Below are 22,265 nucleotides of genomic sequence, written 5' to 3' on the forward strand. Positions count from 1 at the left end.
GGTGTCCCGGTGGAGGTCGTCGCCGACGAGACCACCGGGTACCGGGTCTCCGCGTCAGGACGCGGGGGCCGGGCGGGGGAGAGAGGCTCAGGCCTGCTTGATCGCCGAGAGGTCGAGCGCGATCTTGATCTTGTCGCCGACGAGCACGCCACCGGCCTCGAGGGCCACGTTCCAGGTCAGGCCGAACTCCTTGCGGGAGACCTCGGTCTTGGCCTCGAACCCGGCGCGCGAGTTGCCGTAGGCGTCGACGGCGGTGCCCGTGAACTCGGTCTCGAGCTTGACCGGCTTGGTGACGCCGTTGATGGTCAGGTCACCCTCGATGACGAAGTCGTCGTCGTCGGCCTCGACGGCGGTCGAGACGAAGTTCCAGGTCGGGTTCTTCTCGGCGTCCCAGAAGTCGGCCGACTGGAGGTGGCCGTCGCGGCCCGCGTCACCGGTGTTGACCGACTTGGCGTCGATCGCCGCGACCACGTTGGAGGACTCGACGTCGTCGCCGATCGTGATGTTGCCGTCGGCGATCGCGAGCGAGCCGCGGACCTTGGAGATGCCTGCGTGGCGGACCGTGAAGGTCGCCTGCGAGTGCGAGGGGTCGATCGCGTAGGTGCCCGCGGTGAGTCCGGTGGGGAGGTTCGTGGCCATGGGTGTCTCCTGAATGGTCGTGTTGCGTTGCGTCAGGCGCGCCGTCGACGTGCCATTAGTTGAAGATTCAACTTCATACGAACGCATCAACGCAAGCCCACCGCCCTCTATTCCACGAGGAGGGCACGAGTTCTCCCCGGAGCGGCCACCACCCCCGACGATGGGAGAATGGTGCCGTTGTCCACCCGGAGGGGCGTGACGGATGAAGGAAGAGATGACGGCTCAGCAGGACCAGCACGCCACGACGGTGCACGACGCCCCCTGGCTCGACGACGACCAGCAGCGCTACTGGCGCTCGTTCCTCGACGGCTCGGCGCGGTTCGTCGAGGCCCTCAGCAAGGAGCACGAGGAGCGCTCGAGCCTGACACTCGGCGAGTACGAGCTCCTGGTCCGGCTGTCCGAGGCCGTCGACCACACCATGCGCATGTCGGCGCTGGCCGACGGTCTCGCCCGCTCCCGCAGCCGGGTCACGCACACGGTCCACCGCATGGAGCAGCGCGGGCTCGTGCGCCGCGCCGCGAGCGTGGGCGACGGCCGAGGTGTGAACTGCGTCATGACCGAGGCGGGCTACGCCGAGCTCGAGGCGTCGGCCCCGGGTCACGTGACCGCCGTCCGTCGCTACCTGGTGGACGTCCTGACCCCGGCACAGCTCCGCAACCTCGGCGAGGCCATGGACGCCATCGCCGAGGCGTGCCGGGTCGTGGAGCCGCGCGAGCAGTAGGCAGCGCCTGGAGACTCGCGCGTCGCGAGGTGTGGTCCGGAGCACCCCGGGCACGTGCACCGCGCGGGCCAGATCTTTGGGAGACTGGTCGGCATGGTTGCAACCACGGTCCACCTCATGCGTCACGGTGAAGTCTTCAACCCGGACGGCATCCTCTACGGGCGAATCCCCGGCTACCACCTCTCGGAGCTCGGGCACACCATGGCGCGCCGCGTCGCGGGGCACCTGTCGGGCAAGCCCGCGGAGGGCGCGCCCGCGCTGCCCGACGACGGCGCGCACGAGCCCTTCGACGTCGCCCTGGTCATCGCGTCCCCGCTCCAGCGCGCGCAGGAGACCGCGACGCCCGTCGCCGAGGCCTTCGGTCTGCCGCTCGGCACCGACGAGCGGCTCATCGAGGCGGGCAACCACTTCGAGGGCATGAAGTTCGGTGTGGGCGACGGCTCGCTGCGCCACCCCGGGCACTGGCCCTACCTGTGGAACCCGCTGCGCCCGTCGTGGGGCGAGCCCTACAAGGAGCAGGTCGCGCGCATGCACGCCGCGGTCCACGACGCGCGCGAGCAGGCCGAGGGCCGCGAGGTCGTGCTCGTGAGCCACCAGCTCCCCATCTGGATCTCGCGCCTGGCGTTCGAGGGCAAGCGCCTGTGGCACGACCCCCGCAACCGCCAGTGCTCGCTCGCGTCCCTCACGTCCCTGCGCTTCGACGGGGACCGCCTCGTCGGGATCCACTACACCGAGCCGGTCGCCGACCTGCTGCCGGGGGCCGCGAAGGTCTCCGGAGCGTGACCCACCAGGGGTTTCTCAGGTTGTGCCCAGGCAGGTGGGAGACAGTGCTGCCATGATCCACCCCTTCCGTGCCCGGCACGGTCGCGCGCCCGCACCCGGGCGTCGTGCCGCCGGTCGTCCTGCTCTCGTCCCCGTCGCCATCGTCTCGCTCGGTCTGGTCCTCACCGGCTGCGCCCAGGAGTCGGGGGCCACGAGCCCCGACGACGTCGTGGGTCAGGGCTTCGTCTCGGGCGACGGCTCGGTCAAGACGTGGGACGTGTCGGACCGTGACGACCCCGTCGTCCTGACCGGTACGGACTTCGAGGGCAACGCGATCGACACGAGCGCCTGGGTCGGCGACGTCGTCGTGCTCAACACCTGGTACGCCTCGTGCGCGCCGTGCCGGGCCGAGGCGCCGGACCTGGTCGCGCTCGCGACCGACCGCGCCGACGAGGGGGTGCGCCTGCTCGGGATCAACAGCACCGACGACGCGGGCGCCGCGCTCGCGTTCGAGCGGACGTTCGAGGTGCCCTACCCCTCGATCGAGGACACGCGCGGCGAGGCGATCGCGACGCTCGAGGGCTCGGTGCCCATCCAGGCGGTGCCCACGACGGTCGTCCTCGACCGCGAGGGCCGCGTCGCCGCACGCATCATCGGTCGGGCCGAGGGCTCGACCCTCACCGGGCTCGTCGACGACGTCCTCGCAGAGGACGCCTGACCGTGACCCCTCTCTCCTTCGCCGGTGACGTCGGCTCCACGTTCGCCATCACGGCGTTCAGCGGTTCCATGCTGCTGGCGGTGCCCGTCGCGCTCCTCGCGGGGCTCGTGTCCTTCGCGTCCCCCTGCGTGCTGCCCCTCGTCCCCGGCTACGTCGGGTACGTGAGCGGTCTCGCGGCGGCCAACGCGGGGGCCACGTCCCGGCAGGGGGGCAGCAGCACCGGTGGCGGTACGGCCGTCCGGACGGTGCGCGCCCCCGGCCGGTGGCGCGTCGCGACCGGCGTGGGGCTCTTCGTGGCGGGCTTCACGCTCGTCTTCGTCCTGCTCATGGTCGCCGCCGGGGCCGTCGGCGTGCACGTCAAGCAGTGGGAGGACGTCATCACGCGGGTCATCGGGGTCTTCGTGATCCTCATGGGCTTCGCGTTCATGGGCGCGATGCCCTTCCTCCAGCGGGATCGTCGCCTGCACCTGAGCCCCACCGCGGGAATCTGGGGTGCACCGCTCCTGGGCATCGTGTTCGGCCTGGGCTGGGCGCCGTGCATCGGCCCGACGCTCACGGCCGTCATGGCGCTCTCCCTCGACGAGGCCACCGCGGGTCGCGGGGCGATCCTGGGCATCGCCTACAGCCTGGGCCTCGGCATCCCGTTCCTGCTCATCGGGATCGGTCTCGAGCGGTCCAAGAAGGCCGTGGCCTTCCTGCGTCGCCACCGTCTCGCGATCATGCGCATCGGGGGCGGCATGCTCATCCTCATCGGGCTGGCGCTCGTGACCGGGGTCTGGGGCACCTGGACCTCACGCCTCGGCGGGCTCATCACGGGCTTCGAGACGGTGATCTGATGAGCGACAAGGACCTCTACCGCCCCGAGGGCATCGACGACGCGTTCAGCCACCCCGAGCCCGAGGCTCGCACCGCCGAGGGCGAGGCGCCCGCCGAGACGCGAGCGACGCCGTCGGGCAGCTCGGAGCGCGCCCCGCGCGCGACCGGACCCGGCACCGCGACCCCGGACTCGCCCAGCACCCCGAGCGCGGGGGAGGCCGGCGCTCCGCAGCTGCCCTCGCTCGGGCTCAAGGGCACCCTGCGGTGGACCTGGCGCCAGGTCACGAGCATGCGCGTCGCGCTCATGCTCCTCATGCTGCTCGCGGTCGCGGCCGTCCCGGGCTCGGTGCTGCCGCAGCGCCCGCAGGACCCGGCCGCGGTCCTGACCTACCTCCAGGACAACCCGCGCACGGGCGAGTGGCTCGACCGGCTGGGTTTCTTCGACGTGTACGCGTCGGTGTGGTTCTCCGCGATCTACATCCTGCTGTTCGTCTCGCTCGTGGGCTGCATCCTCCCGCGCACCAAGGCGCACCTGCAGGCCGTGCGCAACCGCCCGCCTCGCACCCCGCGCCGCTTCGACCGCTTCCCGGCCAAGGCCGAGACCACGAGCACCGCGACGCCCGACGAGGTCGTCGAAGCGGCCGCAGCGCACCTGCGTGGCCGGTTCCGCTGGTTGCCCACGTTCCGCGTGGACGTCTCGACCGAACCCGCCGACGTGGCCCGCGGCCTGCCCGAGCGACGGACCGTCGCCGCCGAGCGCGGTTACCTGCGAGAGACCGGCAACCTGGTGTTCCACCTCTCGCTCCTGGGCCTGCTCGTCTCGGTCGCCACCGGACAGCTCCTGCACTTCCGCGGGCAGGCGATCATCACCGAGGGGCGCGGTTTCGCGAACGCGGTCGTCGACTACGACACGTTCGAGAGCGGCTCGCTGTTCAGCCCGAGCTCGCTCGTCCCGTTCTCGATGACGCTCGACTCGTTCGACGCCGAGTTCGCGATGGACCAGGTCGCGTTCGCGCAGTCGCGCGACTTCACGGCCAACGTCACGGTGCGCAACCCCGACGGTTCCTCGCAGGAGGAGCAGATCAAGGTCAACCACCCGATCGTCGCCGGCGGGGCCAAGATCTACCTTCAGGGCAACGGCTACGCCCCCGAGATCACCGTCCACGACGCCGAGGGACAGGTCGCATTCGCAGGCCGCGTCCCGTTCCTGCCCGAGGACACCATGTACACCTCGCGCGGGGTCGTGAAGGTGCCGGACACGTCGCCCGGCCTCGATCAGATCGGCCTCGTCGGCTACTTCCTGCCCACCGCAGAGGTGACCGAGGACGGGGCGCGCTCGATCTTCCCGCAGCCGGCCAACCCGCTGCTCGTCCTCGAGGTCTACCGGGGAGACCTGGGCCTCGACGACGGGCTGCCGCAGAACGTCTACCGGCTCAACACCGACACGCTCACGGCGTCGGTCGACGAGGCGGGGGACCGCGTCCAGCTCCTCGTCGCCCCGGGCGAGACGGTCGATCTGCCGGACGGTCTGGGCACCCTCACGTTCGCCGACGGGCCCGTCGCACGCTACGTGGCGCTCGACATGCGGCACGACCCGGCGCTCGTCTGGATCCTCGTGTTCGCGCTCGGCGCGCTCGGCGGCCTGGCCGTCTCGCTCTTCACCCCGCGCCGCCGCGTGTGGCTGCGTGCGTGGAGCGAGGAAGGGCCCGACGGCGAGGCGTCCGCGCCGCGTACCGTCGTCACCCTGGCGGGACTCGCCCGCGGCGACGACGCTGGACTGCAGGGAGAGGTCGACCGCGTGGTCGAGTCGCTCCCCGGGACCGAGCAGGCCACCGACCTGCCTGCCCCACCCGAACGTCCCACCAGGACGCCTCGCGCGTCCGCTTCCCGTCCCACCGGGCCGGCTCGCGCCGACCGACCACGAAAGGCTGACCGATGACCGTTGCCGAGCTGAGCTCCGACCTGGTGTGGGCGGCGGCGACCGCGCTCACGGTCGCGTTCGTCGCCTTCGCGATCGACCTGTCCAGGCTGGGGGCCAAGGAGCCGGTCGCCGAACCGGTGGCCGCCAAGGGGGATGCCGACGCCCCGGTCGCGGTCGCGGTCGCGACCCCCGCCAAGCCCGTCTCGCGCAAGGCCGCGGGCATCGGCATCTCGACCGGATGGCTGGGCACCATCCTGCTGCTCGGGGCGATCGTGACCCGCGGTATCGCCGCGGGCCGTGCACCCTGGGCCAACATGTACGAGTTCACCCTCGTCGGTGCGTTCGTCGCGATGGCGGTGTTCCTCGGGGTGAGCCTCAAGCGGGACGTGCGCTTCATCGGCGCGTTCGTCACGGGACTCGCCGTGCTGTTCCTCGTCGTGGCCCAGAACTCGTTCTTCCTCGACGCCACGGGCGTCCAGCCCGCGCTGCAGTCCTACTGGCTCGTGATCCACGTGGGCGTCGCGATCATCGCCACGGGCATCTTCACGGTCGCGTTCGTCATGTCCGTGATCCAGCTCCTGCGCGACTCGCGCGAGAACGGCAACGGTTTCCTGGGGCACCCGGCCTGGCGCTGGCTCGACACGACCCCCAGGCCCGCACAGCTCGAGGCACTGAGCTTCCGCCTCAACGCCGTCGCGTTCGTGCTGTGGACCTTCACGATCATCGGTGGTGCGATCTGGGCCGAGCACGCCTGGGGGCGCTACTGGGGCTGGGACCCCAAGGAGGTCTGGAGCTTCGTCGTGTGGGTCGTCTACGCGGCCTACCTGCACGCCCGCACCACGCGCGGCTGGTCCGGTCGGCGCGCGGCCTACTTCGTGATCGTGGGCTACGCGTGCGTGCTGTTCAACTTCACGGGCGTCAACCTGATCTTCAACGGCAAGCACTCGTACTCGGGCATCACGACCCAGGAGTAGTCGGCCGGCCCCGGATCCCGGGGCGAGGGCGAGGGCCGTCCCGCGGTGCGGGGCGGCCCTCGTCGTACTCTTCACGGGATCTCGACACGGCTCACGTGCCCCGCCCGGCACCCCCACAGGTAGCGTCGCTAGTGTCGGTGCTCGTGACCGAAGAACCCAGCAGGCGCAAGGCGCACGTGCCGTCGGGCGCCCGGGCGCGCAGCACGGACGGCGGAGGCCCGGGCGGCGAGGCGCGCCCGGCCCCGCACCACGAGGCGGTCGCGACCGTGCGCCATGCGAGAGCTCGACGTGACCGGAGGGTGGTGCGGGTCGTCGGGCTCGTGATGACAGCAGTGCTCGCCCTCGGCGTGTCGGGCGCCGCGGCGCTCGTCGTGAAGTCGCTGTCGAACGTCGACCAGGTGGACAACCAGGCCCTCGTCGCCCCTGAGGCGTCACGGCCGGCCGCCGCGACCCCGGACCCCGCGGACCCCCTCGCGGGGCTCCCTGTGAACCTCGTCCTCATCGGCTCGGACGACCGGTCCGGGGTGAACGAGGCGATCGGTGGTGCCGAGGACGGCATGCGCTCGGACACGACCATGCTGCTGCACATCTCGGCCGACCGGACGCGCGTCGAGCTCGTCTCGATCCCGCGCGACCTGATGATCCCGGTTCCCGAGTGCACGGTCACGGGAGGCGGGACGACCAAGGCGTCGTCGAGCGCGATGTTCAACTCGGCGTTCTCGCGAGGCTGGGACGCGGGGCAGGACCTCGCGTCGGCAGCCACCTGCACGCAGATGACGGTCGAGCAGATCAGCGGGGTGCGCACCGACGGGTTCATGGTCGTCGACTTCGCGGGGTTCCAGACCATGGTCGACGCGCTCGACGGCGTCCCCATGTGCATCCCCGAGGACATGGACGACGAGGACGCGAACCTGCACCTCACGGCGGGCAACCATGTGTTGTCGGGCACCGAGGCCCTCGCGCTCGCCCGTGCCCGGCACGGGCTGAGCGACGGTTCGGACACCTACCGGATGGGGCGCCAGCAGGCGTTGCTCGCCGCGCTCACGCAGTCCGTGCTGAGCAAGAACATCCTCACGGACCTCCCGAGCCTGATCCGCTTCCTGGACGCCGCGACGAGCTCGCTGTCGATCAGCGGTGGCGTCGACCTCAAGGGGCTCGCGTTCTCGTTGCGCTCGGTGCGCCCGGAGGCGGTCACGTTCCTGACGATCCCGTCGGGGCCCATGCCGTCGAACCCCGCCCGTGTCGTGCTGGCGGACGAGGCCCAGGACGTGTGGGCGCGCCTGGCGGCCGACCAGCCCGTGGTCGAGGACGAGGCCACCGGGACGCCGACGACGCCGGCCACCCCGGACACTGCCACGATCCCGCCCGGCGACACGACGACGGGTGCGCCGACCGACACCGAGACCGTGGCCCCCGTCGACCCGCTCGCCGACCGTCTGCCGGGCGAGGCGATCACCTCGGCCGATGCGAAGGAGACCTGCTGAGGCGGGCCCGACGGGCCTCCTGGTGACGAGCCCGGTGCGGGCCCGGGCTCGCTAGGACGGGTCGTTGTTGCCCGACGACGGAGCGTCCGGAGCGCTGTCCGTCTCGCCCTTCGAGCCCTTGCCCGGGGACCGCGGCCCCTGCTCGCGCTCGTCCTGGTGGTCCGGGGTCCCCGGGGTGTGACCGGGAGCCGCCCCTGATGCGGTCCCCGAACCGGGCGTGGAACCCTCGTCGCGCGCCTCACGACGTCGCTGCTGCTCGAGCTTCCAGAGGAAGTCCGGGTCGTCGTCGGGGGCGATCGGTCCGCTGCTGCGACGCCGCCCTCCTCCGCCCGACGGGCGGCGGGGCGTGCCGGCCCCGCCCGCTGCGGCGTGACGCGAGCGCTGCGTGCGGGACACCAGGATCCATGCGAGCGGCCCGACGAACGGCAGGAAGATGATCATCACGATCCACAGTCCCTTGGGGATCCCGCTCCGGTCGTTCTCGTCGCTCGTGGCGCAGTCGGAGAGGGCGTAGACCGCGAGGCCTACGGCGAGCAGGGTCAGCAGGACGCGGGACATGCCCCCAGCCTATGCGTCTCGGGTCAGGACGTGTCCAGCCTGCGACCTTCTGGGGGCGGGGGCCGGGGCGGTGCTCGTACATACCGGGGCGTGTCGCCCCCAGGTCTGCGGGGCGCCTACCCTGGAGGAGTGCCCATGGTCATCTATTCCGTCCTGCGCCTCGCGATCTTCGGGGTGCTCTTCGCCGTGCTCTACGCCCTCGACCTCGGCCACTGGGTCGTGTGCGCCGTCATCGCGGCCGTGCTCGCCCTGCTGGTCTCCTACCTGACGCTGCGGGGCCCGCGCGAGCGCGCGGCGCAGTACCTCGCGGACCGCGCTGCGCACCGCCGGGCGACGGGTGAGCAGTTCTCGCGGGCGGTCGAGGACGACGCCGCGTTCGAGGACGCCGCGGTCGACGCGGCCTCCGCCGACGAGCCGCCCGTGCGCCGCACCGACGGCTAGAGCGCGAGCCCCAGCCCCAGCAGCACGCCGTACCCGAGCTCGAACATGCCCGTCCCGGCGAGGACGGGGACCAGCAGGGGCCCGCGCGCCCCGGCGAGCACCGGGAGCGTCAGCAGCACCGCCGGCAGCAGCAGGAGCAGCACCAGCAGGGACCACGGGGCGGCGAACGCGCACACCACGGCCAGCAGGATCGGCACCCAGATCATCGCGACGTAGGCCCGTCTGGCCCGGAAGTCCCCGAGGCGCACGGCCACGGTCCGCTTGCCTGCGAGCACGTCGGTGGGGATGTCCCGCACGTTGTTGATCATGAGCAGCGCGCACGCGAGCAGGCCCACGGCCACGGCTCCCACGCCCGCGACCCAGGTGATGCGACCCGCCTGCGTGTACGTGGTGCCGAGGACCGCGACGAGCCCGAAGAACACGAAGACCCCGACCTCGCCGAGGCCGCGGTAGCCGTACGGGTTCTTGCCGCCCGTGTAGAACCAGGCCGCGACGATCGCGAGCGCCCCCACGGCCAGGAGCCACCAGTGCCCCGTGAGCGCCACGAGCCCGAGCCCGAGGACCGCGGCGACCCCGAAGCACGCGAAGGCCGCGTTGCGGACCTGCGAGGCGAGCGCGGCCCCCGACGCGGTCAGCCGCATGGGGCCCACGCGGTCGACGTCGGTGCCACGCACGCCGTCCGAGTAGTCGTTGGCGTAGTTCACGCCGACCTGCAGCGCGAGCGCGACCCCGAGCGCGAGCAGCGCGGGCCAGAACGCGAACGCGTCGATCTGCGCCGCGGCTCCCGAGCCGACGAGGACGGGTGCGGCTGCCGCGGGGAGGGTGCGCAGGCGCGCGCCAGCGACCCATTCGGCAGAGGTGGCCATGGTGCTCCGATCAGTGGGTGGTGCGAGGTGCGGTGCGGGCGGCGAGCGCGGTCACGGCCGCCCGGTCGATCTTGCCCGGTCCTCGTCGCGGCAGGTCGTCCACGACGAGCAGGTACCGCGGTGCGGCGGGCGGTCCCAGCGTAGTCGCGACCGCGTGCCGGGCACGGGACAGCAGCCCGGCGTCGGGCTCGCCCTCGGGGGCGACGGCCCTGGTGAGGGCGCCGCCGCGGGTCACGACCGCGACCACGGCCTGCCCCCACTCGGGGTCGGGGACGCCGACGACGCACACCTCGCCGATGCCGTCCTCGCCCGTGAGCGCGTCGGCCAGCACGGCCTCGACCGCGGCCGGGGCGACGTTGACCCCTCCCGTGACCACGACGTCGTCGGCCCGTCCGTGGACCGTCAGCGTGCCGTCCGGGGAGAGCGAGCCCAGGTCGTTGGTGCGCAGCCAGCGCGAGCCGTCCGGGTCGTGCCGGAACACCTCGGCCGTGAGCGCCTCGTCGCCGAGGTATCCCGTCGCGAGGACGGGTCCGCCGATCTCGACGACCCCCGCGTCCCCCGGGGGCAGGACATGTCCGGACGAGCGCTCGACGACCCGCACCCGCACGCCCGCGAGCGGGACGCCGTCGTACACGCAGCCTCCGCACGTCTCCGTCATCCCGTAGGTCGTCACGACCCTGGCCCCTGCCGCGCGCGCCGCGGCCAGCAGCGCGGGCGGGGCCGCGGCCCCGCCGAGCAGGATCGCGTCGAACGAGCGCAGCGCGGCGAGCGCGGCCTCGCCGTCCGCGGTGCCCTGGGCGTGCACGAGGCGGTGGAGCTGCGTCGGGACGAGCGAGACGTAGCGGCGGTCGCCGTCCATGCGCGCGGCGTCCGCGGCGAAGCCCGCGGGCGAGAACGGGGCGTCGAGGTCCGCGGTCACGAGACGGGTCCCGGCGACGACCGAGCGCAGGATCACCTGGAGCCCCGCGACGTGCGACGGCGGCAGCGCGAGCAGCCACTGCGCGTCCCCGCCGAGACGTTCGTGCGTGGCCCGTGCCGAGGCGACGAGCGCGCTCGCGCTCAGTGCGACCTCGCGAGGCAGGCCCGTCGAACCCGAGGTCTGCAGCACCAGGGCGGTGCCCTCGGGCAGCGGCCCGGAGAAGGCGAGCGGAGCCGGGGCGACCGCGGGGCCGCGGCCGGCGAGGGCGTCGGCGACCGCCGCACGCAGTGCGAGGGCGTCGGAGGGACCATCGGCGCGTGACATCCGTCCAGCGTAGATCGGGTCGTATGGTGACGGGGAACCGTGGACCGCAGCAGGGCGAAGGGCAGGGAGACGTGACGGCAGCGACGCCAGGACACCTCGGGCGAGACCTCTGGCGCGTCGGGGGGCTGGTCGCGGTCGCGCTCGTGCTCGCGGCATGCAGCGGGGGGCCGGCGGACGTCCCGACGAGCACGGTCCCGGCGACCGTCGAGTCGGACAAGGCAGGCCCCCCGGACCCCGCGATCCCGCTCGCCTGGCCGCTCACCGGTGTCCCGGTCGACGAGGTCGACGACCGCCCGGCGCTCGCGGTCAAGATCGAGAACCTGCCGCAGGCACGCCCCCAGACGGGTCTCGAGCAGGCCGACATGGTGTGGGAGGAGGTCGTCGAGGGCGGCATCACGCGGTTCGTCGCGGTCTACCACTCGCAGTCGCCGGAGACCGTCGGTCCCGTCCGCTCGGTGCGTCCGATGGACCCCGCCATCGTCGGGCCGACGCACGGTGTGCTCGCCTTCAGCGGTGGGCAGCCCCCGTTCGTCGAGGCGGTCCGCGCGGCCGGCATCCAGACGGTGGTCCACGACGAGGGCGACGACGGCTTCTTCCTCAAGAAGGGCAAGCGCGCCCCGCACAACCTCTACGGGACGCCGGCCGACTTCTGGGCCCAGGCCGACGACGACCGCACGGCGCCGCCGACCCAGCTCCGCCACGTCCGGATCCCGGGCCAGGGCACCGCGACCACGACGGGCGCACCCCTGAGCCTGCTCGACGTGAAGCTGACGTTCGCGAGCCGGGCGCAGTGGATCTGGGACGCCGAGCAGGCGGCCTTCCTCCGCAACGAGGGGACCACGCCGGCCGTGTCGTCCGACGGCACGAGGCTCTCGGCGCAGAACGTCGTGGTGCTGAGCGTCGAGGTCCGCGACACGCAGTTCAAGGACCCGGCGGGGACGCCCGTGCCGGAGACGCTGCTCGTGGGCTCCGGGGACGGGCTCGTGGCCAGCGGTGGGAAGCACGTGGCCGTGACGTGGTCGCAGGAGTCGGTCGACGAGCCGCTCGTCCTCACGGGGCCCGACGGCGAGCCCGTCCTGCTCGAGCAGGGCGTCACGTGGGTCGAGCTCGTCCCGCGCAAGGGCGGGAGCTGGACGGTCAGCTGATCCGGGGCCGGACGGTCGGCGGGTCCGTGAGCGTCCACCCGTCGAGCACCGACTCGAGCACCTCGAGCCGGTCGAAGCCCCCTCGTGCGAGGAAGTGCCCTGCGCCGTCGACCACGGTCAGGTCGGCGTCGAGGACCCGGGCGAGGTCCTCGGTCAGCCGCCGGGGGACCACCGGGTCGTCGTCGGCCGTGACGACGAGGCGACGTGCCGTGCGTGCGGCGATCCCCGCCGGGTCGGTGTCGTGCGCGACGAAGTGGTCGACCTCGGGGATGCCGGGGACCTGCTCCACGAAGCCGGCCACGAGCGCGAGACCGCCGAGCCGCCAGTCGTCGTCACGGGCGGCGAGGTGCTGGAGGATGCTGACGCAGCCGAGGCTGTGACCCACCAGGACGGTCCGCTCGTCGATCGCCCCGACCACCGCGGCGAGCGTCGAGAGCCAGGTGTCGAGGTCCGGGGCCTGCGAGTCCGGCAGGTCCGGGACCAGGACCTCGATCCCGCGCGGCGCGTACCGGTCCTGGAGCGCACCGAACCAGTGGCTGGCGGCGGTGGCGCCCAGGCCGTGCACCACCACGATCCTGGTCGCGGGGGGAGCGGGGGCCGGGCTCGGGGCCGGCTCCTGGACGGTCTGGTGCGCGACGACCGTGGCGTCGGTGCGAGAGGTCATGCCCTGAGCAACGCCGCAGGTCGGAGCAATGTTCCGGAGGGGGCGGCAAGGTCTGCGCGAGGCACGTCCTCCCCGAGGAGGAGGACCCGCTCACCCCTGAGGTGGACCGGTGGGCGCGCAGGTCGAGCCGCTGGACCGATGTGCCGCCACCTGTGCCCGCGGGAACGTAGGGGCATGGCAACGATCAACCCCACCCAGAGCCCGTTCGAGCCCACGTCCACGGTCACGCCGTTCCCGCCCTCGATCACCCCCGTCCGGCCCGTCCTGCGCGCCGAGGAGGACGACGACGAGGACGGCGCCCGGCCGGCCGGGTCGATCGGCCCCGTCGTCGCGTCGATCGTGCTGCTGTTCGGCCTGGCCGTCACCGCGGCGTTCGCCGGCCGCGGGATCGTCGGGCTGCTCAGCGGCTTCATCACGGGCTGACGCGGCGCTCGCGGCGCCGCGTCGGCACCGGTGCCCGTCGGAACGCCTGCGCCCGTCGGGAACACCGATGCCCTTCAGAAGTAGTACGGGAAGGCGTCCCACTGCGGGTCGCGGCGCTCGAGGAACGCGTCGCGTCCCTCGACGGCCTCGTCGGTCATGTACGCCAGCCGCGTGGCCTCGCCGGCGAAGACCTGCTGGCCCGCCAGCCCGTCGTCGGCCAGGTTGAACGCGAACTTGAGCATGCGGATCGCCTGGGGCGACTTGGTCGCGATGATCCGCGCGTGCTCGAGCGCGAGCCTCTCGAGGTCGGCGTGGTCCGCGACCTCGTTCACGGCGCCCCACTCGTAGGCGTCCTGGGCCGAGTACTCACGGGCGAGGAAGAAGACCTCGCGGGCTCGCTTCTGCCCCACCTGCCGGGCGAAGAGCGCCGAGCCGTAGCCGGCGTCGAACGAGCCCACGTTGGCGTCGGTCTGCTTGAAGCGCGCGTGCTCGCGGCTCGCGATCGACAGGTCCGCGACCACGTGCAGCGAGTGCCCGCCGCCGGCGGCCCACCCGTTGACCACGGCGATGACGACCTTGGGCATGGTCCGGATGAGGCGCTGGACCTCGAGGATGTGGAGCCGCCCGGCCTTGGCGGGGTCGATCGCGTCGGCCGTCTGGGCGTCCTCGCTCGTCGTGTACCGGTAGCCGTCGCGTCCCCGGATGCGCTGGTCGCCGCCCGAGCAGAACGCCCAGCCGCCGTCCTTGGCCGACGGACCGTTGCCCGTGAGGAGGACCGTCCCGACGTCGGAGGTCATGCGCGCGTGGTCGAGCACCCGGTAGAGCTCGTCGACCGTGTGGGGACGGAACGCGTTGCGGACCTCGGGCCGGTCGAACGCGACGCGGACGACCGGGAGGTCGCGCTCGCGGGGCTCACCGTCGACCAGGCCGCGCTCGACGCCACGGTGGTAGGTGATGTCGGTGAGTCCCTCGAACCCGGCGACCGTGCGCCAGGACTGGGGATCGAACGTCTCGGACACCTGTGCGGGGATGCTGCTCACGACGGCCACCCTAGCCGCCCGGGCGCCGTCCACCGTCGGTGTGGCCTACGGTGTGAGGGTGGGATCGGCGAGATCTTGACGGCGACGCTCTCGATCGTGTACTTCGGTGAGGCCACGTCTGTGCTCAAGATCCTGCCGTTGGTCCCCGCAGTGCGCGGGACCGACGGCCTCAACCTGTCCGGAGGAAGTCACTGATGGCTCCAGAGACCGACAAGCACGTCCCCCGCAGGCAGGCCCGCGGCACCCAGCGACGCGACCGCATCGTGACGGCCGCGGCCGAGCTCATCCTCCGCGACGGCCCCGGGGCCGTGACGCACCGTTCGGTCGCCGCCCAGGCCGACGTCCCGCTCGCCGCGACGACCTACTACTTCACGGGGCTCGACGACCTGCTGGGTGCGGCGGGCGAGCAGATCGTCCGCGGCTGGGCCGAGCGCGCCCAGGCGATCGGTCACTCGGTGACCGAGCTGGTCGCGGAGGGCGGCGTCGAGACCCTGAGCACGCGCTCGCGCGCCCTGCTGCTCGTCGATGCGGTCCTGCCCCCGGGGGACCACGGCGAGCTCCTCGGCTTCTACGAGCACGTCGTGAGCGCGGGCCGCAGCCCCGTCCTGGCCGCCGCGTTCGCGCAAGGTCGGGGGGAGCTCGACGTCGTGATCGACGCGCTGCTCGACCAGCTCGGTGCGCGGTTCTCCGCAGTCCTGCTGATCGCCGTGGTCGACGGCGCCGCGGTGACCGCGCTGTGCGAGGGGCGCGCCGTGCGCGACCTCGCGGTGGACTGCGTGACCGAGCTGCTCGGGGGCGCCTGAGCCGTCCGCGGCGCGCGGGCCGCGGGTCGTCGAGCCCCGACGTCCGGGGCGGGCCGGGGCCCGGACCAGCGCCGGACCGCCCGGCCCGGCGTCCGGAGATAACCTGTGACCGTGCCCCCCACACCTCCCGTCCCGCCGCTCGTCGCCTGGTCCACGCCCCTGCGCACCCGTTTCCGGGGCCTGGACGTCCGGGACGGGCTGCTCGTGCACGGAGAGGCCGGGTGGGCCGAGTTCTCGCCCTTCTGGGAGTACGACGACGCCGAGTCGGCCGCGTGGTTGCGCGCGGCCCGGGAGGCCGCGCACCTCGGGTGGCCCGCGCCCGTGCGTTCGAGCGTGCCCGTCAACGTCACGGTCCCGGCGACGGACCCGCAGCGCGCGCACGGCATCGTCCTGGCCTCCGACGGCTGCCGGACCGCCAAGGTCAAGGTCGCCCAGCGCGGGCCCGACGGGCGGGTCGAGCCCGTCGACCAGGAGATCGCGCGCCTCGAGGCCGTCCGGGACGCGCTCGGGCCGGGCGGGCGCATCCGCGTCGACGCCAACGGTGCCTGGTCGCTCGACGAGGCCCTGCACCGGATCCCGCTGCTCGACCGTGCGGCCGGTGGCCTCGAGTACGTCGAGCAGCCCTGCGCGAGCGTCCCCGAGCTCGCGGCCGTTCGGCGCGCGGTGTCCGTCCCGGTCGCGGCCGACGAGTCGATCCGCCGCGCAGAGGACCCGTTCGAGGTCCTGCGCGCCGACGCCGCGGACGTCGTGGTCCTCAAGGTCCAGCCGCTCGGAGGTGTCAGGGCCTGCCTCGACCTCGCCGAGCAGGTCGGGCTCCCCGTCGTGGTGTCCTCGGCCCTCGAGAGCTCGGTGGGCCTCGCGGCGGGCCTGGCGCTCGCGGCCGCCCTGCCGGACCTGCCGTACGCGTGCGGCCTCGCGACGTCCCAGCTCCTGGCTCACGACGTGGTCGACGAGCCGCTCCTGCCCGTGGGCGGTGAGATCACGGTGCGCCGCCCCGAGCCCTCGGCCCGGGCGCTCGCGCGTGCCGTCGCGGACCCGGCCACCGGTGCGCGCTGGACCGCCCGGTACGAGCGCGTCGGCGCCCTCCTCGACGGAGCGGCAGCATGACCGGCGACCAGCCCGTCCTCCCGCCCGCCCTGGTCGCGGCCCGGGAGATCGTGGAGAGCCTGGTCGCCGACGGGGTGACGGACGTCGTGCTGTCGCCCGGGTCGCGCAGCGCGGCGCTCGCGTACGCGCTCGCCGCGGCCGACGCGGCCGGCCGGCTGACCCTGCACGTGCGGATCGACGAGCGCACCGCGGCCTTCCTCGCGCTCGGCCTCTCGCGCGGGTCTGCGATCACCGAGGGCCGGGACCTGCGTCCGGTGGCCGTGGTCACGACCTCGGGCACGGCGGCCGCCAACCTGCACCCCGCGGTGCTCGAGGCCCACCACACCGGGGTGCCGCTCGTCCTGGTCACCGCCGACCGTCCGCACGAGCTGCGCGGCACGGGCGCCAACCAGACGACGGACCAGGTCGGCCTCTACGGGGGAGCAGTGCGCCACGCCGTCGACGTCCCGGCTCCCGACGGCCGCCCGGGCGAGACCCGCGACCTCCGCGCGGTCCTGGTGCGGGCGCTCGCAGCCGCGCGCGGGACACGGTCCCGGTACCCCGGCCCGGTCCACCTGAACGTCGCGTTCCGTGAGCCCCTCGCCCCCTCGGCGGCGCTCGCGGGCCTGCTGTCCGCAGGGCCGGGCGAGGCATCGGGCGAGACGCGCGCCGACGCACGCCGGACCGTCGTGGAGGCGGTGACCGACGACGTCGGGCCGTACCCGCTCGATCCCGGCCCCGCGACCGTGCTCGTCGCCGGCGACGGGGCGGGGGACGACGCGCGGCGCATCGCCGAGGCACGCGGCTGGCCCCTGCTCGCCGAGGCCTCGTCAGGAGCCGCGGCCGGGACGCACGCGGTCGCTGCGCACCGGATCGTCCTGGGAGCCCTCGGCGGCCGCGTCGAGCGCGTCGTGGTCATGGGCCGCCCGACGCTCTCGCGCCCCGTCCAGCAGCTCCTCGGGCGAGAGAACGTCGAGGTGCTCGTCGTCGCGCCCGGCGCGGCACCCTGGCCCGACGCGGCCCGGTCGGCGAGCGCCGTCCTGCCCGGCGTCCCGGCCGGGTGGTGGACCGAGCCGACGGGGGACCGGGCCTGGCTCGACGCGTGGCGGGGAGCGGGGGAGGCGGCGCGCAAGGTCGTCGCCGCCCACGCCTCGGCACCCGGCCCGACGACGGCGCTCGCCGTGGCGGCGGCCGTCGCCGACGCGAGCGGGCCGGGTGACGTGCTCGTGGTCGGCTCGAGCAACCCCGTGCGCGACCTTGACCTGGTCGCCGACTGGGACGTCGCACCGCTCGTGCTGGCCAACCGCGGCCTCGCGGGCATCGACGGGACGGTCTCGACCGCGACCGGCGTCGCCCACGTCGCTGCGCGCGCCGGGCGCCGCACGCGCGCGCTCGTCGGTGACCTCACCTTCCTGCACGACGCGGGCGGGCTCCTGCGCGGGCCCCTCGAGCCGTCCGTGGACCTCCAGGTCGTCGTCGTCAACGACGACGGCGGCTCGATCTTCGCGACCCTCGAGTACGGGGCGCTCGCCGAGCAGGAACCCTCGACGAGCCCCACGTTCGAGCGGGTCTTCGCGACCCCGCACGGGGCCGACCTCGCGGCGCTGTGCGCGGGCTACGGCGTGCGGCACCGGCTGGTGGCCGACGTCGAGGGGCTGCGCGAGGCGCTCGCGGGACGCCCCCGGGGCGTCGAGGTGCTCGAGGTCCGCGTCGCGCGCGGCTCGCGCCGGACCGACGGCACCCGCCTCGCGGACGACGTGCGGGAAGCGGTCCTGCGGGCGGTGCCCACGGGGTTCGCTCCGAGCGACCCGGAGCGGCCCGGGGTCGCCTGAGAAGGCTCCCAGCCGTCGTCGGGAACTCGCAGCAAACTCACAGGATCGTTCAAGCAGCGTTTCAGCGCCCGGGTGTGAAGTAGTCCTCAGAAAGAACCGAGGAGGGAACACCCCATGACCGAGAACACCCCGCAGTCGAACGTCCCCCAGCCCGAGGCTCCCCGCGACGGCGACACGCAGCGCATCGACGCGCAGGCCACGCAGCAGCTGCCCGTGACGCCCGAGGCGCCCGCCGCCCCGCAGACGCCCACCCCGGAGGCCCCGGCCCCGCAGGCGCAGCCCACGCAGCAGTTCGCCGCGCCGCACCCGGCTCCCGTGCCCGCGCCGCCGGCGCCGCACGTCGCACCCGCTCAGCAGGCACCGCACGTCGCGCCCGCTCAGCACGGGGCCCAGGCCCCGTACGGTGCGCCCACGAGCACCGCGTACTCCGCAGCGGGCATGCCGCCCGCCCCGGTCGCGACCGAGGCAGCGCCCGCCGCTCCGAAGAAGAGCAAGACGTGGATCCCCGTGGTCGGCGCGGCCGCCGCGGCGGCCGTCCTCGCGAGCGCCGGGACCGCCGGCCTGCTCAGCGTGCTCGACGGATCGGGCACCGCGCCCAGCTCGCTGGCCTCGATCGGTGAGAACAAGGAGAACTCCACGGTCCCCGTGGCGAGCTCGACGTCGGAGAACCCGGACTGGCAGGCCGTGACGAGCGCCGTCGCGCCGTCCGTCGTCTCGATCCAGGTCACCACGGCTTCGGGCGGTGGCGAGGGCTCGGGTGTCGTGATCGACACCGACGGCCACGTCCTGACGAACAACCACGTCGTCGAGGGCGCGCAGGACGACACCGTCCAGGTGACCCTGAGCGACGGACGCCTCTACGAGGCCAAGATCGTCGGGCTCGACCCGACGACCGACCTCGCGGTCGTCAAGCTGGTCGACCCGCCGAGCAACCTCACCCCCGCGTCGTTCGGCGACTCCGACGACGTCACGGTCGGCGAGTCCGTCCTGGCCGTCGGGAACCCGCTGGGCCTCGCGAACACCGCCACGACGGGCATCGTCTCCGCGCTCGACCGCCCGGTCGCCGCGTCGGGCTCCGACGGTGGCAGCACCGTGGTCACCAACGCGATCCAGATCGACGCCGCGATCAACCCGGGCAACTCCGGTGGCCCGCTGTTCAACGCGCAGGGCGAGGTCATCGGCATCACCTCGTCGATCGCGACGACGTCGAGCCAGTCCGGCTCGATCGGCCTGGGCTTCGCCATCCCGGTGAACCTCGCGAAGAACATCAGCGCGCAGCTCATCGAGAGCGGCACGGCCGAGCACGCCTTCCTGGGCGTGAGCATGACCGACGCGACGGCCACGGCCGACGGCGTCACGCGCCGCGGCGCCGAGGTCAAGGAGGTCTCGGACGGCTCCCCGGCCGCCGAGGCCGGCATCAAGGCCGGTGACGTGATCGTCGCGATCGACGGTGACGCCGTGAGCGGTGCCGAGTCGCTGACCGGGTTCGTGCGCGAGCGCGCGACCGGCGACGTCGCGAAGCTCACGGTCGTCCGCGACGGCAAGGCGATCGACGTCGACGTGACGCTCGCCGCCAAGCCGACCGAAACGAGCACCGACTCGGGCTCGGGTTCCGAGCAGGGCTCTGGCGGTCAGGACGGTTCGGGTCAGGTCCCGGGCTCGGGTCAGGTCCCGGGCAACAGCCAGGACGGGTCCGACCAGACGAACCCGAACAACGTGCCCAACCCCTTCGACTGGTTCAACGGTCAGGGCTGAGCACACCACAGGCCGGACCCGGCGGTACCGGCTGCACCGGTGGGGACCTCCCCCCTGTGCCCACCGACGTGAGCCGGTGCCGCTGCGGTCCTTCACGGTCCCGCCGGGACGCGTCCCCCGTGACCGGCGAGACCGAGCCGAGGCGAGGCCCTGTTCCCCTGCAGGTGCCCCTCGGCACCGACGCCCGGTTCGTGCGGTTCCCCGCACGGACCGGGCGTCGTCGTGCCTGGGAAGGATCAGTCGCGGACCGGCAGGGCCTCGTCGGCGTCGCTCGCGGGCACGGCCGGGCCGTCCCAGGGCGAGGTGAGCACGGGGTCGGCGTCGAGCAGGTCGAGCGCCTTGGTGGAGCGGACCTCGGTCGTGACGAACCCGAGCTCCTCGGCGGTCTCGCGGGGAAGGACGTCGGCGAGCGTGACGCGCGTCGCGCGCTGCTCCTGGCCCCACGCCTGGACCGCGCCGATCAGCTCGGCCGCGACCAGGCCCTGGTCGGCCTCGGGGGCGAGCGCGATCTCGTCGATCTCGACGACCGCGCCGTTCCCGCTGAAGGTCAGGCGCTGGCTCGCGAGCAGGTAGCCGACGACCCCCGTGGCGTCCTGGGCGACCAGCAGGAGGGTGTCGAGCGCGCGCAGCAGGGGGCCCACGACGCGGTCGTACGTCGCCCGGTCCGGCGCGTCGGGCTGCAGACGGAGCACCAGGAGCCAGAGGTCCTCGCGGTCCGCGGTCGTGGCGCGGCGCACGGTGACGTCGCGCTGCGTGGGATCCAGAGTCATCGTCATCGTCGCATCGGGCACCGGGCGAATTTAACAGGCCGACCTGGGCGTTGTCCGGAGATGTCCGTCGAACGGGCTATACGTCGCGTAACTCACCAAAACCACCAGGAGAGTTGCAGAGGTCGGGCTCTGCCAGGGGTGGCGTGCGTGCGGTCGATCGGCTCGTCTCAGTCCTCGAGCGCGTACCGCATGGGCTCGAGCTTGGCCTCGGACTCGGCGAGCTCGGCCCCCGGGTCGGAGGCGGCGACGATCCCGCAGCCGGCGAAGAGGCGCACCCGGTGCGGGTCCTGCGGCGACAGCTCCGCCGAGCGCAGCGCGATGCCCCACTCGCCGTCGCCGTCCGCGCCGAACCACCCGACCGGGGCCGCGTAGCGGGCGCGGTCCATGCCCTCGATCTCGCGGATGAGGTCGCGCGCCGCGAGCGTCGGGGTGCCGCACACGGCGGCCGACGGGTGCAGCGCGGCTGCGAGCGCGAGGCTCGTCGGCGCGGGAGACCCGCCCGTCCCGGCCGCGAGCACGCCCGTGACGTCGGAGGCCAGGTGCAGGACGTTGGGCAGGTGCAGCACGAACGGTGCGTCGGGCACGTTCATCGACGAGCAGAACGGGGCGAGCGCGTCGGCGACCGAGGCCACGGCGTACTCGTGCTCCTCGAGGTCCTTTGACGAGCGGGCGAGGTGCGCGGCACGCAGCAGCGAGTCGTCGTCGGCCTCGGCCCCGCCCGAGCGGCGGATGGTCCCCGCGAGCACGCGCGAGGTCACGAGCCCCTTCTCGCTGCGCACGAGCAGCTCGGGGGTCGCGCCGACCATGCCGTCCACCGAGAAGGTCCAGCACGCGTCGTAGGTGACCGCGAGGCGACGGAGCATCCAGCGGGGGTCCACGGGGTGCTCGGCCGTGGCGAGGACGTCGCGCGCGAGCACGACCTTCTCGAGGTCGCCGCGCCGGATGCGCTCGACGCCCTCGGCGACCACCGCGGTCCAATCCTCGGCGCTCAGCGAGCCGTCCACGGTCGTGACCACGCCCGGCCCGGCCACGGGCTCGCGGCGAGCCGGGTCGAGGACGGACGCGACGTCGTCGGGCAGGGCGTCGCCCTGGGTGATGCTCGTGACCCAGGCCGTGCCCTCGGGCCCGCCCCGGCGCCCGACGACGACGCGGGGCACCACGATCGTCCCGCCCGGGCGGGCGTCCCCGGCCGTGCCGGACGCGTCGTCGAACGCGAACGAGCCGAACGCGACCAGGCCGGAGCCGGGCAGGTCCACCTCGTCGTGCACGACGGCGGCACCCAGCACCTCCTGCCAGGCCGCCTCGGCGTCGGCGAACCGCCCGGGACCCCACGCCTCGAGGCGCAGCGCCTCGCCCCACCCCACGATCCCGTCGCCGCGTCGCACCCAGGCCAGGGGGCGCGCGTCGGGCAGGAGGTCGAGCAGGGCCGTCAGGTCGCCCGGCAGCCCGTCGGGCAGGCGGGTCGTCCGCACGACCAGGCGGGGGGAGGCCAGGAAGTCGGCGGACCCGGGGCGAGGGGACTCCGTGTCGGGGGCGCCGAGGTCGTCGGCGTCCCTGCGGGGGTGAGCGTGCGCAGTCATCGCCTCCAGCGTAGGCGTGAAACG

22 protein-coding genes are annotated in these 22,265 nt (G+C 73.7%); 14 read left to right on the plus strand and 8 right to left on the minus strand.

What is annotated here, in order from left to right; all coding sequences use genetic code 11:
- Positions 1-87: 87 nt before the first annotated feature.
- Positions 88-639, minus strand: coding sequence for a YceI family protein (locus ACFWFR_RS01455; RefSeq protein WP_191804529.1), 552 nt, complete (start codon positions 637-639; stop codon positions 88-90).
- 202 nt (positions 640-841) lie between these two features.
- On the opposite strand from ACFWFR_RS01455, the gene ACFWFR_RS01460 reads away from it, so the two are divergent.
- The 7 genes from ACFWFR_RS01460 (at position 842) to ACFWFR_RS01490 (ending at position 8,035) form a co-directional block, all read left to right on the plus strand.
- On the plus strand, positions 842-1,360 hold the full coding sequence (locus tag ACFWFR_RS01460) for a MarR family winged helix-turn-helix transcriptional regulator (protein WP_225220448.1): 519 nt from the start codon (positions 842-844) through the stop codon (positions 1,358-1,360).
- Between the two features lie 93 nt (positions 1,361-1,453).
- Positions 1,454-2,143 carry a histidine phosphatase family protein gene (locus ACFWFR_RS01465; protein WP_191804531.1) on the plus strand — a complete coding sequence of 230 codons (690 nt, stop codon included), beginning with the start codon at positions 1,454-1,456 and terminating at the stop codon, positions 2,141-2,143.
- Between the two features lie 52 nt (positions 2,144-2,195).
- Entirely contained in the window at positions 2,196-2,840 is a 645-nt protein-coding gene (locus ACFWFR_RS01470; protein ID WP_191804533.1) for a TlpA disulfide reductase family protein, read from the plus strand.
- Positions 2,841-2,908: 68 nt separating this feature from the next.
- Positions 2,909-3,676, plus strand: a complete 768-nt coding sequence (locus tag ACFWFR_RS01475; RefSeq protein ID WP_377620759.1) for a cytochrome c biogenesis CcdA family protein — start codon at positions 2,909-2,911, stop codon at positions 3,674-3,676.
- Entirely contained in the window at positions 3,676-5,595 is a 1,920-nt protein-coding gene (locus ACFWFR_RS01480) for a cytochrome c biogenesis protein ResB (protein WP_377620728.1), read from the plus strand. Before ACFWFR_RS01475 ends, ACFWFR_RS01480 begins: the two co-directional genes overlap by 1 nt.
- A complete protein-coding gene (gene ccsB, locus ACFWFR_RS01485) occupies positions 5,592-6,551 on the plus strand; it encodes a c-type cytochrome biogenesis protein CcsB (protein ID WP_191804537.1) in 960 nt (319 codons plus the stop codon). The genes ACFWFR_RS01480 and ccsB overlap by 4 nt, the downstream gene beginning before the upstream one ends.
- A gap of 143 nt (positions 6,552-6,694) precedes the next feature.
- The gene (locus tag ACFWFR_RS01490) at positions 6,695-8,035 is read left to right on the plus strand and encodes an LCP family protein (protein ID WP_377620730.1); all 1,341 of its coding nucleotides are present in this window, start codon (positions 6,695-6,697) and stop codon (positions 8,033-8,035) included.
- Between the two features lie 51 nt (positions 8,036-8,086).
- Here ACFWFR_RS01490 and ACFWFR_RS01495 read toward each other — a convergent pair whose 3' ends face one another.
- Positions 8,087-8,593 carry a PLD nuclease N-terminal domain-containing protein gene (locus ACFWFR_RS01495; RefSeq protein WP_191804539.1) on the minus strand — a complete coding sequence of 169 codons (507 nt, stop codon included), beginning with the start codon at positions 8,591-8,593 and terminating at the stop codon, positions 8,087-8,089.
- 135 nt (positions 8,594-8,728) lie between these two features.
- On the opposite strand from ACFWFR_RS01495, the gene ACFWFR_RS01500 reads away from it, so the two are divergent.
- Entirely contained in the window at positions 8,729-9,034 is a 306-nt protein-coding gene (locus ACFWFR_RS01500) for a DUF4229 domain-containing protein (RefSeq protein ID WP_377616208.1), read from the plus strand.
- On the opposite strand, the gene ACFWFR_RS01505 is transcribed toward ACFWFR_RS01500, so the two are convergent.
- Positions 9,031-9,900, minus strand: coding sequence for a 1,4-dihydroxy-2-naphthoate polyprenyltransferase (locus ACFWFR_RS01505; protein ID WP_377620732.1), 870 nt, complete (start codon positions 9,898-9,900; stop codon positions 9,031-9,033). The genes ACFWFR_RS01500 and ACFWFR_RS01505 overlap by 4 nt on opposite strands.
- Positions 9,901-9,910: 10 nt before the next feature.
- The gene (locus tag ACFWFR_RS01510) at positions 9,911-11,143 is read right to left on the minus strand and encodes an AMP-binding protein (protein ID WP_377620734.1); all 1,233 of its coding nucleotides are present in this window, start codon (positions 11,141-11,143) and stop codon (positions 9,911-9,913) included.
- A 71-nt stretch (positions 11,144-11,214) separates the two neighbouring features.
- On the opposite strand from ACFWFR_RS01510, the gene ACFWFR_RS01515 reads away from it, so the two are divergent.
- Entirely contained in the window at positions 11,215-12,288 is a 1,074-nt protein-coding gene (locus ACFWFR_RS01515; protein WP_318244572.1) for a DUF3048 domain-containing protein, read from the plus strand.
- Here ACFWFR_RS01515 and ACFWFR_RS01520 read toward each other — a convergent pair.
- The gene (locus ACFWFR_RS01520) at positions 12,281-12,952 is read right to left on the minus strand and encodes an RBBP9/YdeN family alpha/beta hydrolase (RefSeq protein ID WP_377620736.1); all 672 of its coding nucleotides are present in this window, start codon (positions 12,950-12,952) and stop codon (positions 12,281-12,283) included. The two genes, ACFWFR_RS01515 and ACFWFR_RS01520, sit on opposite strands and share 8 nt — an antisense overlap.
- A gap of 174 nt (positions 12,953-13,126) precedes the next feature.
- On the opposite strand from ACFWFR_RS01520, the gene ACFWFR_RS01525 reads away from it, so the two are divergent.
- On the plus strand, positions 13,127-13,375 hold the full coding sequence (locus tag ACFWFR_RS01525; RefSeq protein ID WP_377620738.1) for a hypothetical protein: 249 nt from the start codon (positions 13,127-13,129) through the stop codon (positions 13,373-13,375).
- Between the two features lie 74 nt (positions 13,376-13,449).
- Here the strand turns inward: ACFWFR_RS01525 and ACFWFR_RS01530 are convergent, their stop codons facing one another.
- Entirely contained in the window at positions 13,450-14,415 is a 966-nt protein-coding gene (locus ACFWFR_RS01530; protein ID WP_191804551.1) for a 1,4-dihydroxy-2-naphthoyl-CoA synthase, read from the minus strand.
- 194 nt (positions 14,416-14,609) lie between these two features.
- Here ACFWFR_RS01530 and ACFWFR_RS01535 point away from each other — a divergent pair, with 194 nt between their 5' ends.
- The 4 genes from ACFWFR_RS01535 to ACFWFR_RS01550 all read left to right on the plus strand — a co-directional run bounded on the left by ACFWFR_RS01535 (position 14,610) and on the right by ACFWFR_RS01550 (position 19,891).
- On the plus strand, positions 14,610-15,218 hold the full coding sequence (locus ACFWFR_RS01535) for a TetR/AcrR family transcriptional regulator (protein WP_191804553.1): 609 nt from the start codon (positions 14,610-14,612) through the stop codon (positions 15,216-15,218).
- A 111-nt stretch (positions 15,219-15,329) separates the two neighbouring features.
- A complete protein-coding gene (locus ACFWFR_RS01540; protein WP_191804555.1) occupies positions 15,330-16,325 on the plus strand; it encodes an o-succinylbenzoate synthase in 996 nt (331 codons plus the stop codon).
- On the plus strand, positions 16,322-18,136 hold the full coding sequence (menD, locus tag ACFWFR_RS01545; RefSeq protein ID WP_377620740.1) for a 2-succinyl-5-enolpyruvyl-6-hydroxy-3-cyclohexene-1-carboxylic-acid synthase: 1,815 nt from the start codon (positions 16,322-16,324) through the stop codon (positions 18,134-18,136). The genes ACFWFR_RS01540 and menD overlap by 4 nt, the downstream gene beginning before the upstream one ends.
- A gap of 114 nt (positions 18,137-18,250) precedes the next feature.
- Positions 18,251-19,891 carry a trypsin-like peptidase domain-containing protein gene (locus ACFWFR_RS01550; protein ID WP_377620742.1) on the plus strand — a complete coding sequence of 547 codons (1,641 nt, stop codon included), beginning with the start codon at positions 18,251-18,253 and terminating at the stop codon, positions 19,889-19,891.
- 236 nt (positions 19,892-20,127) lie between these two features.
- Here ACFWFR_RS01550 and ACFWFR_RS01555 read toward each other — a convergent pair whose 3' ends face one another.
- The gene (locus ACFWFR_RS01555) at positions 20,128-20,661 is read right to left on the minus strand and encodes a hypothetical protein (protein ID WP_377620743.1); all 534 of its coding nucleotides are present in this window, start codon (positions 20,659-20,661) and stop codon (positions 20,128-20,130) included.
- Between the two features lie 167 nt (positions 20,662-20,828).
- A complete protein-coding gene (locus ACFWFR_RS01560) occupies positions 20,829-22,241 on the minus strand; it encodes an isochorismate synthase MenF (RefSeq protein ID WP_377620745.1) in 1,413 nt (470 codons plus the stop codon).
- Between the last annotated feature and the right edge of the window lie 24 nt (positions 22,242-22,265).

Source organism: Oerskovia sp. NPDC060287 (assembly GCF_042726775.1).
GTDB lineage: Bacteria > Actinomycetota > Actinomycetes > Actinomycetales > Cellulomonadaceae > Oerskovia > Oerskovia merdavium.

Bases quoted from the DNA above. Each gene is read 5' to 3' on its own strand.
- ACFWFR_RS01455 (WP_191804529.1), bottom strand. From the start codon at position 639: ATGGCCACGAACCTCCCCACCGGACTCACCGCGGGCACCTACGCGATC.
- ACFWFR_RS01460 (WP_225220448.1), top strand. From the start codon at position 842: ATGAAGGAAGAGATGACGGCTCAGCAGGACCAGCACGCCACGACGGTG.
- ACFWFR_RS01465 (WP_191804531.1), top strand. From the start codon at position 1,454: ATGGTTGCAACCACGGTCCACCTCATGCGTCACGGTGAAGTCTTCAAC.
- ACFWFR_RS01470 (WP_191804533.1), top strand. From the start codon at position 2,196: ATGATCCACCCCTTCCGTGCCCGGCACGGTCGCGCGCCCGCACCCGGG.
- ACFWFR_RS01475 (WP_377620759.1), top strand. From the start codon at position 2,909: ATGCTGCTGGCGGTGCCCGTCGCGCTCCTCGCGGGGCTCGTGTCCTTC.
- ACFWFR_RS01480 (WP_377620728.1), top strand. From the start codon at position 3,676: ATGAGCGACAAGGACCTCTACCGCCCCGAGGGCATCGACGACGCGTTC.
- ccsB (WP_191804537.1), top strand. From the start codon at position 5,592: ATGACCGTTGCCGAGCTGAGCTCCGACCTGGTGTGGGCGGCGGCGACC.
- ACFWFR_RS01495 (WP_191804539.1), bottom strand. From the start codon at position 8,593: ATGTCCCGCGTCCTGCTGACCCTGCTCGCCGTAGGCCTCGCGGTCTAC.
- ACFWFR_RS01500 (WP_377616208.1), top strand. From the start codon at position 8,729: ATGGTCATCTATTCCGTCCTGCGCCTCGCGATCTTCGGGGTGCTCTTC.
- ACFWFR_RS01505 (WP_377620732.1), bottom strand. From the start codon at position 9,900: ATGGCCACCTCTGCCGAATGGGTCGCTGGCGCGCGCCTGCGCACCCTC.
- ACFWFR_RS01510 (WP_377620734.1), bottom strand. From the start codon at position 11,143: ATGTCACGCGCCGATGGTCCCTCCGACGCCCTCGCACTGCGTGCGGCG.
- ACFWFR_RS01520 (WP_377620736.1), bottom strand. From the start codon at position 12,952: ATGACCTCTCGCACCGACGCCACGGTCGTCGCGCACCAGACCGTCCAG.
- ACFWFR_RS01525 (WP_377620738.1), top strand. From the start codon at position 13,127: ATGGCAACGATCAACCCCACCCAGAGCCCGTTCGAGCCCACGTCCACG.
- ACFWFR_RS01535 (WP_191804553.1), top strand. From the start codon at position 14,610: ATGGCTCCAGAGACCGACAAGCACGTCCCCCGCAGGCAGGCCCGCGGC.
- menD (WP_377620740.1), top strand. From the start codon at position 16,322: ATGACCGGCGACCAGCCCGTCCTCCCGCCCGCCCTGGTCGCGGCCCGG.
- ACFWFR_RS01550 (WP_377620742.1), top strand. From the start codon at position 18,251: ATGACCGAGAACACCCCGCAGTCGAACGTCCCCCAGCCCGAGGCTCCC.
- ACFWFR_RS01555 (WP_377620743.1), bottom strand. From the start codon at position 20,661: ATGACTCTGGATCCCACGCAGCGCGACGTCACCGTGCGCCGCGCCACG.
- ACFWFR_RS01560 (WP_377620745.1), bottom strand. From the start codon at position 22,241: ATGACTGCGCACGCTCACCCCCGCAGGGACGCCGACGACCTCGGCGCC.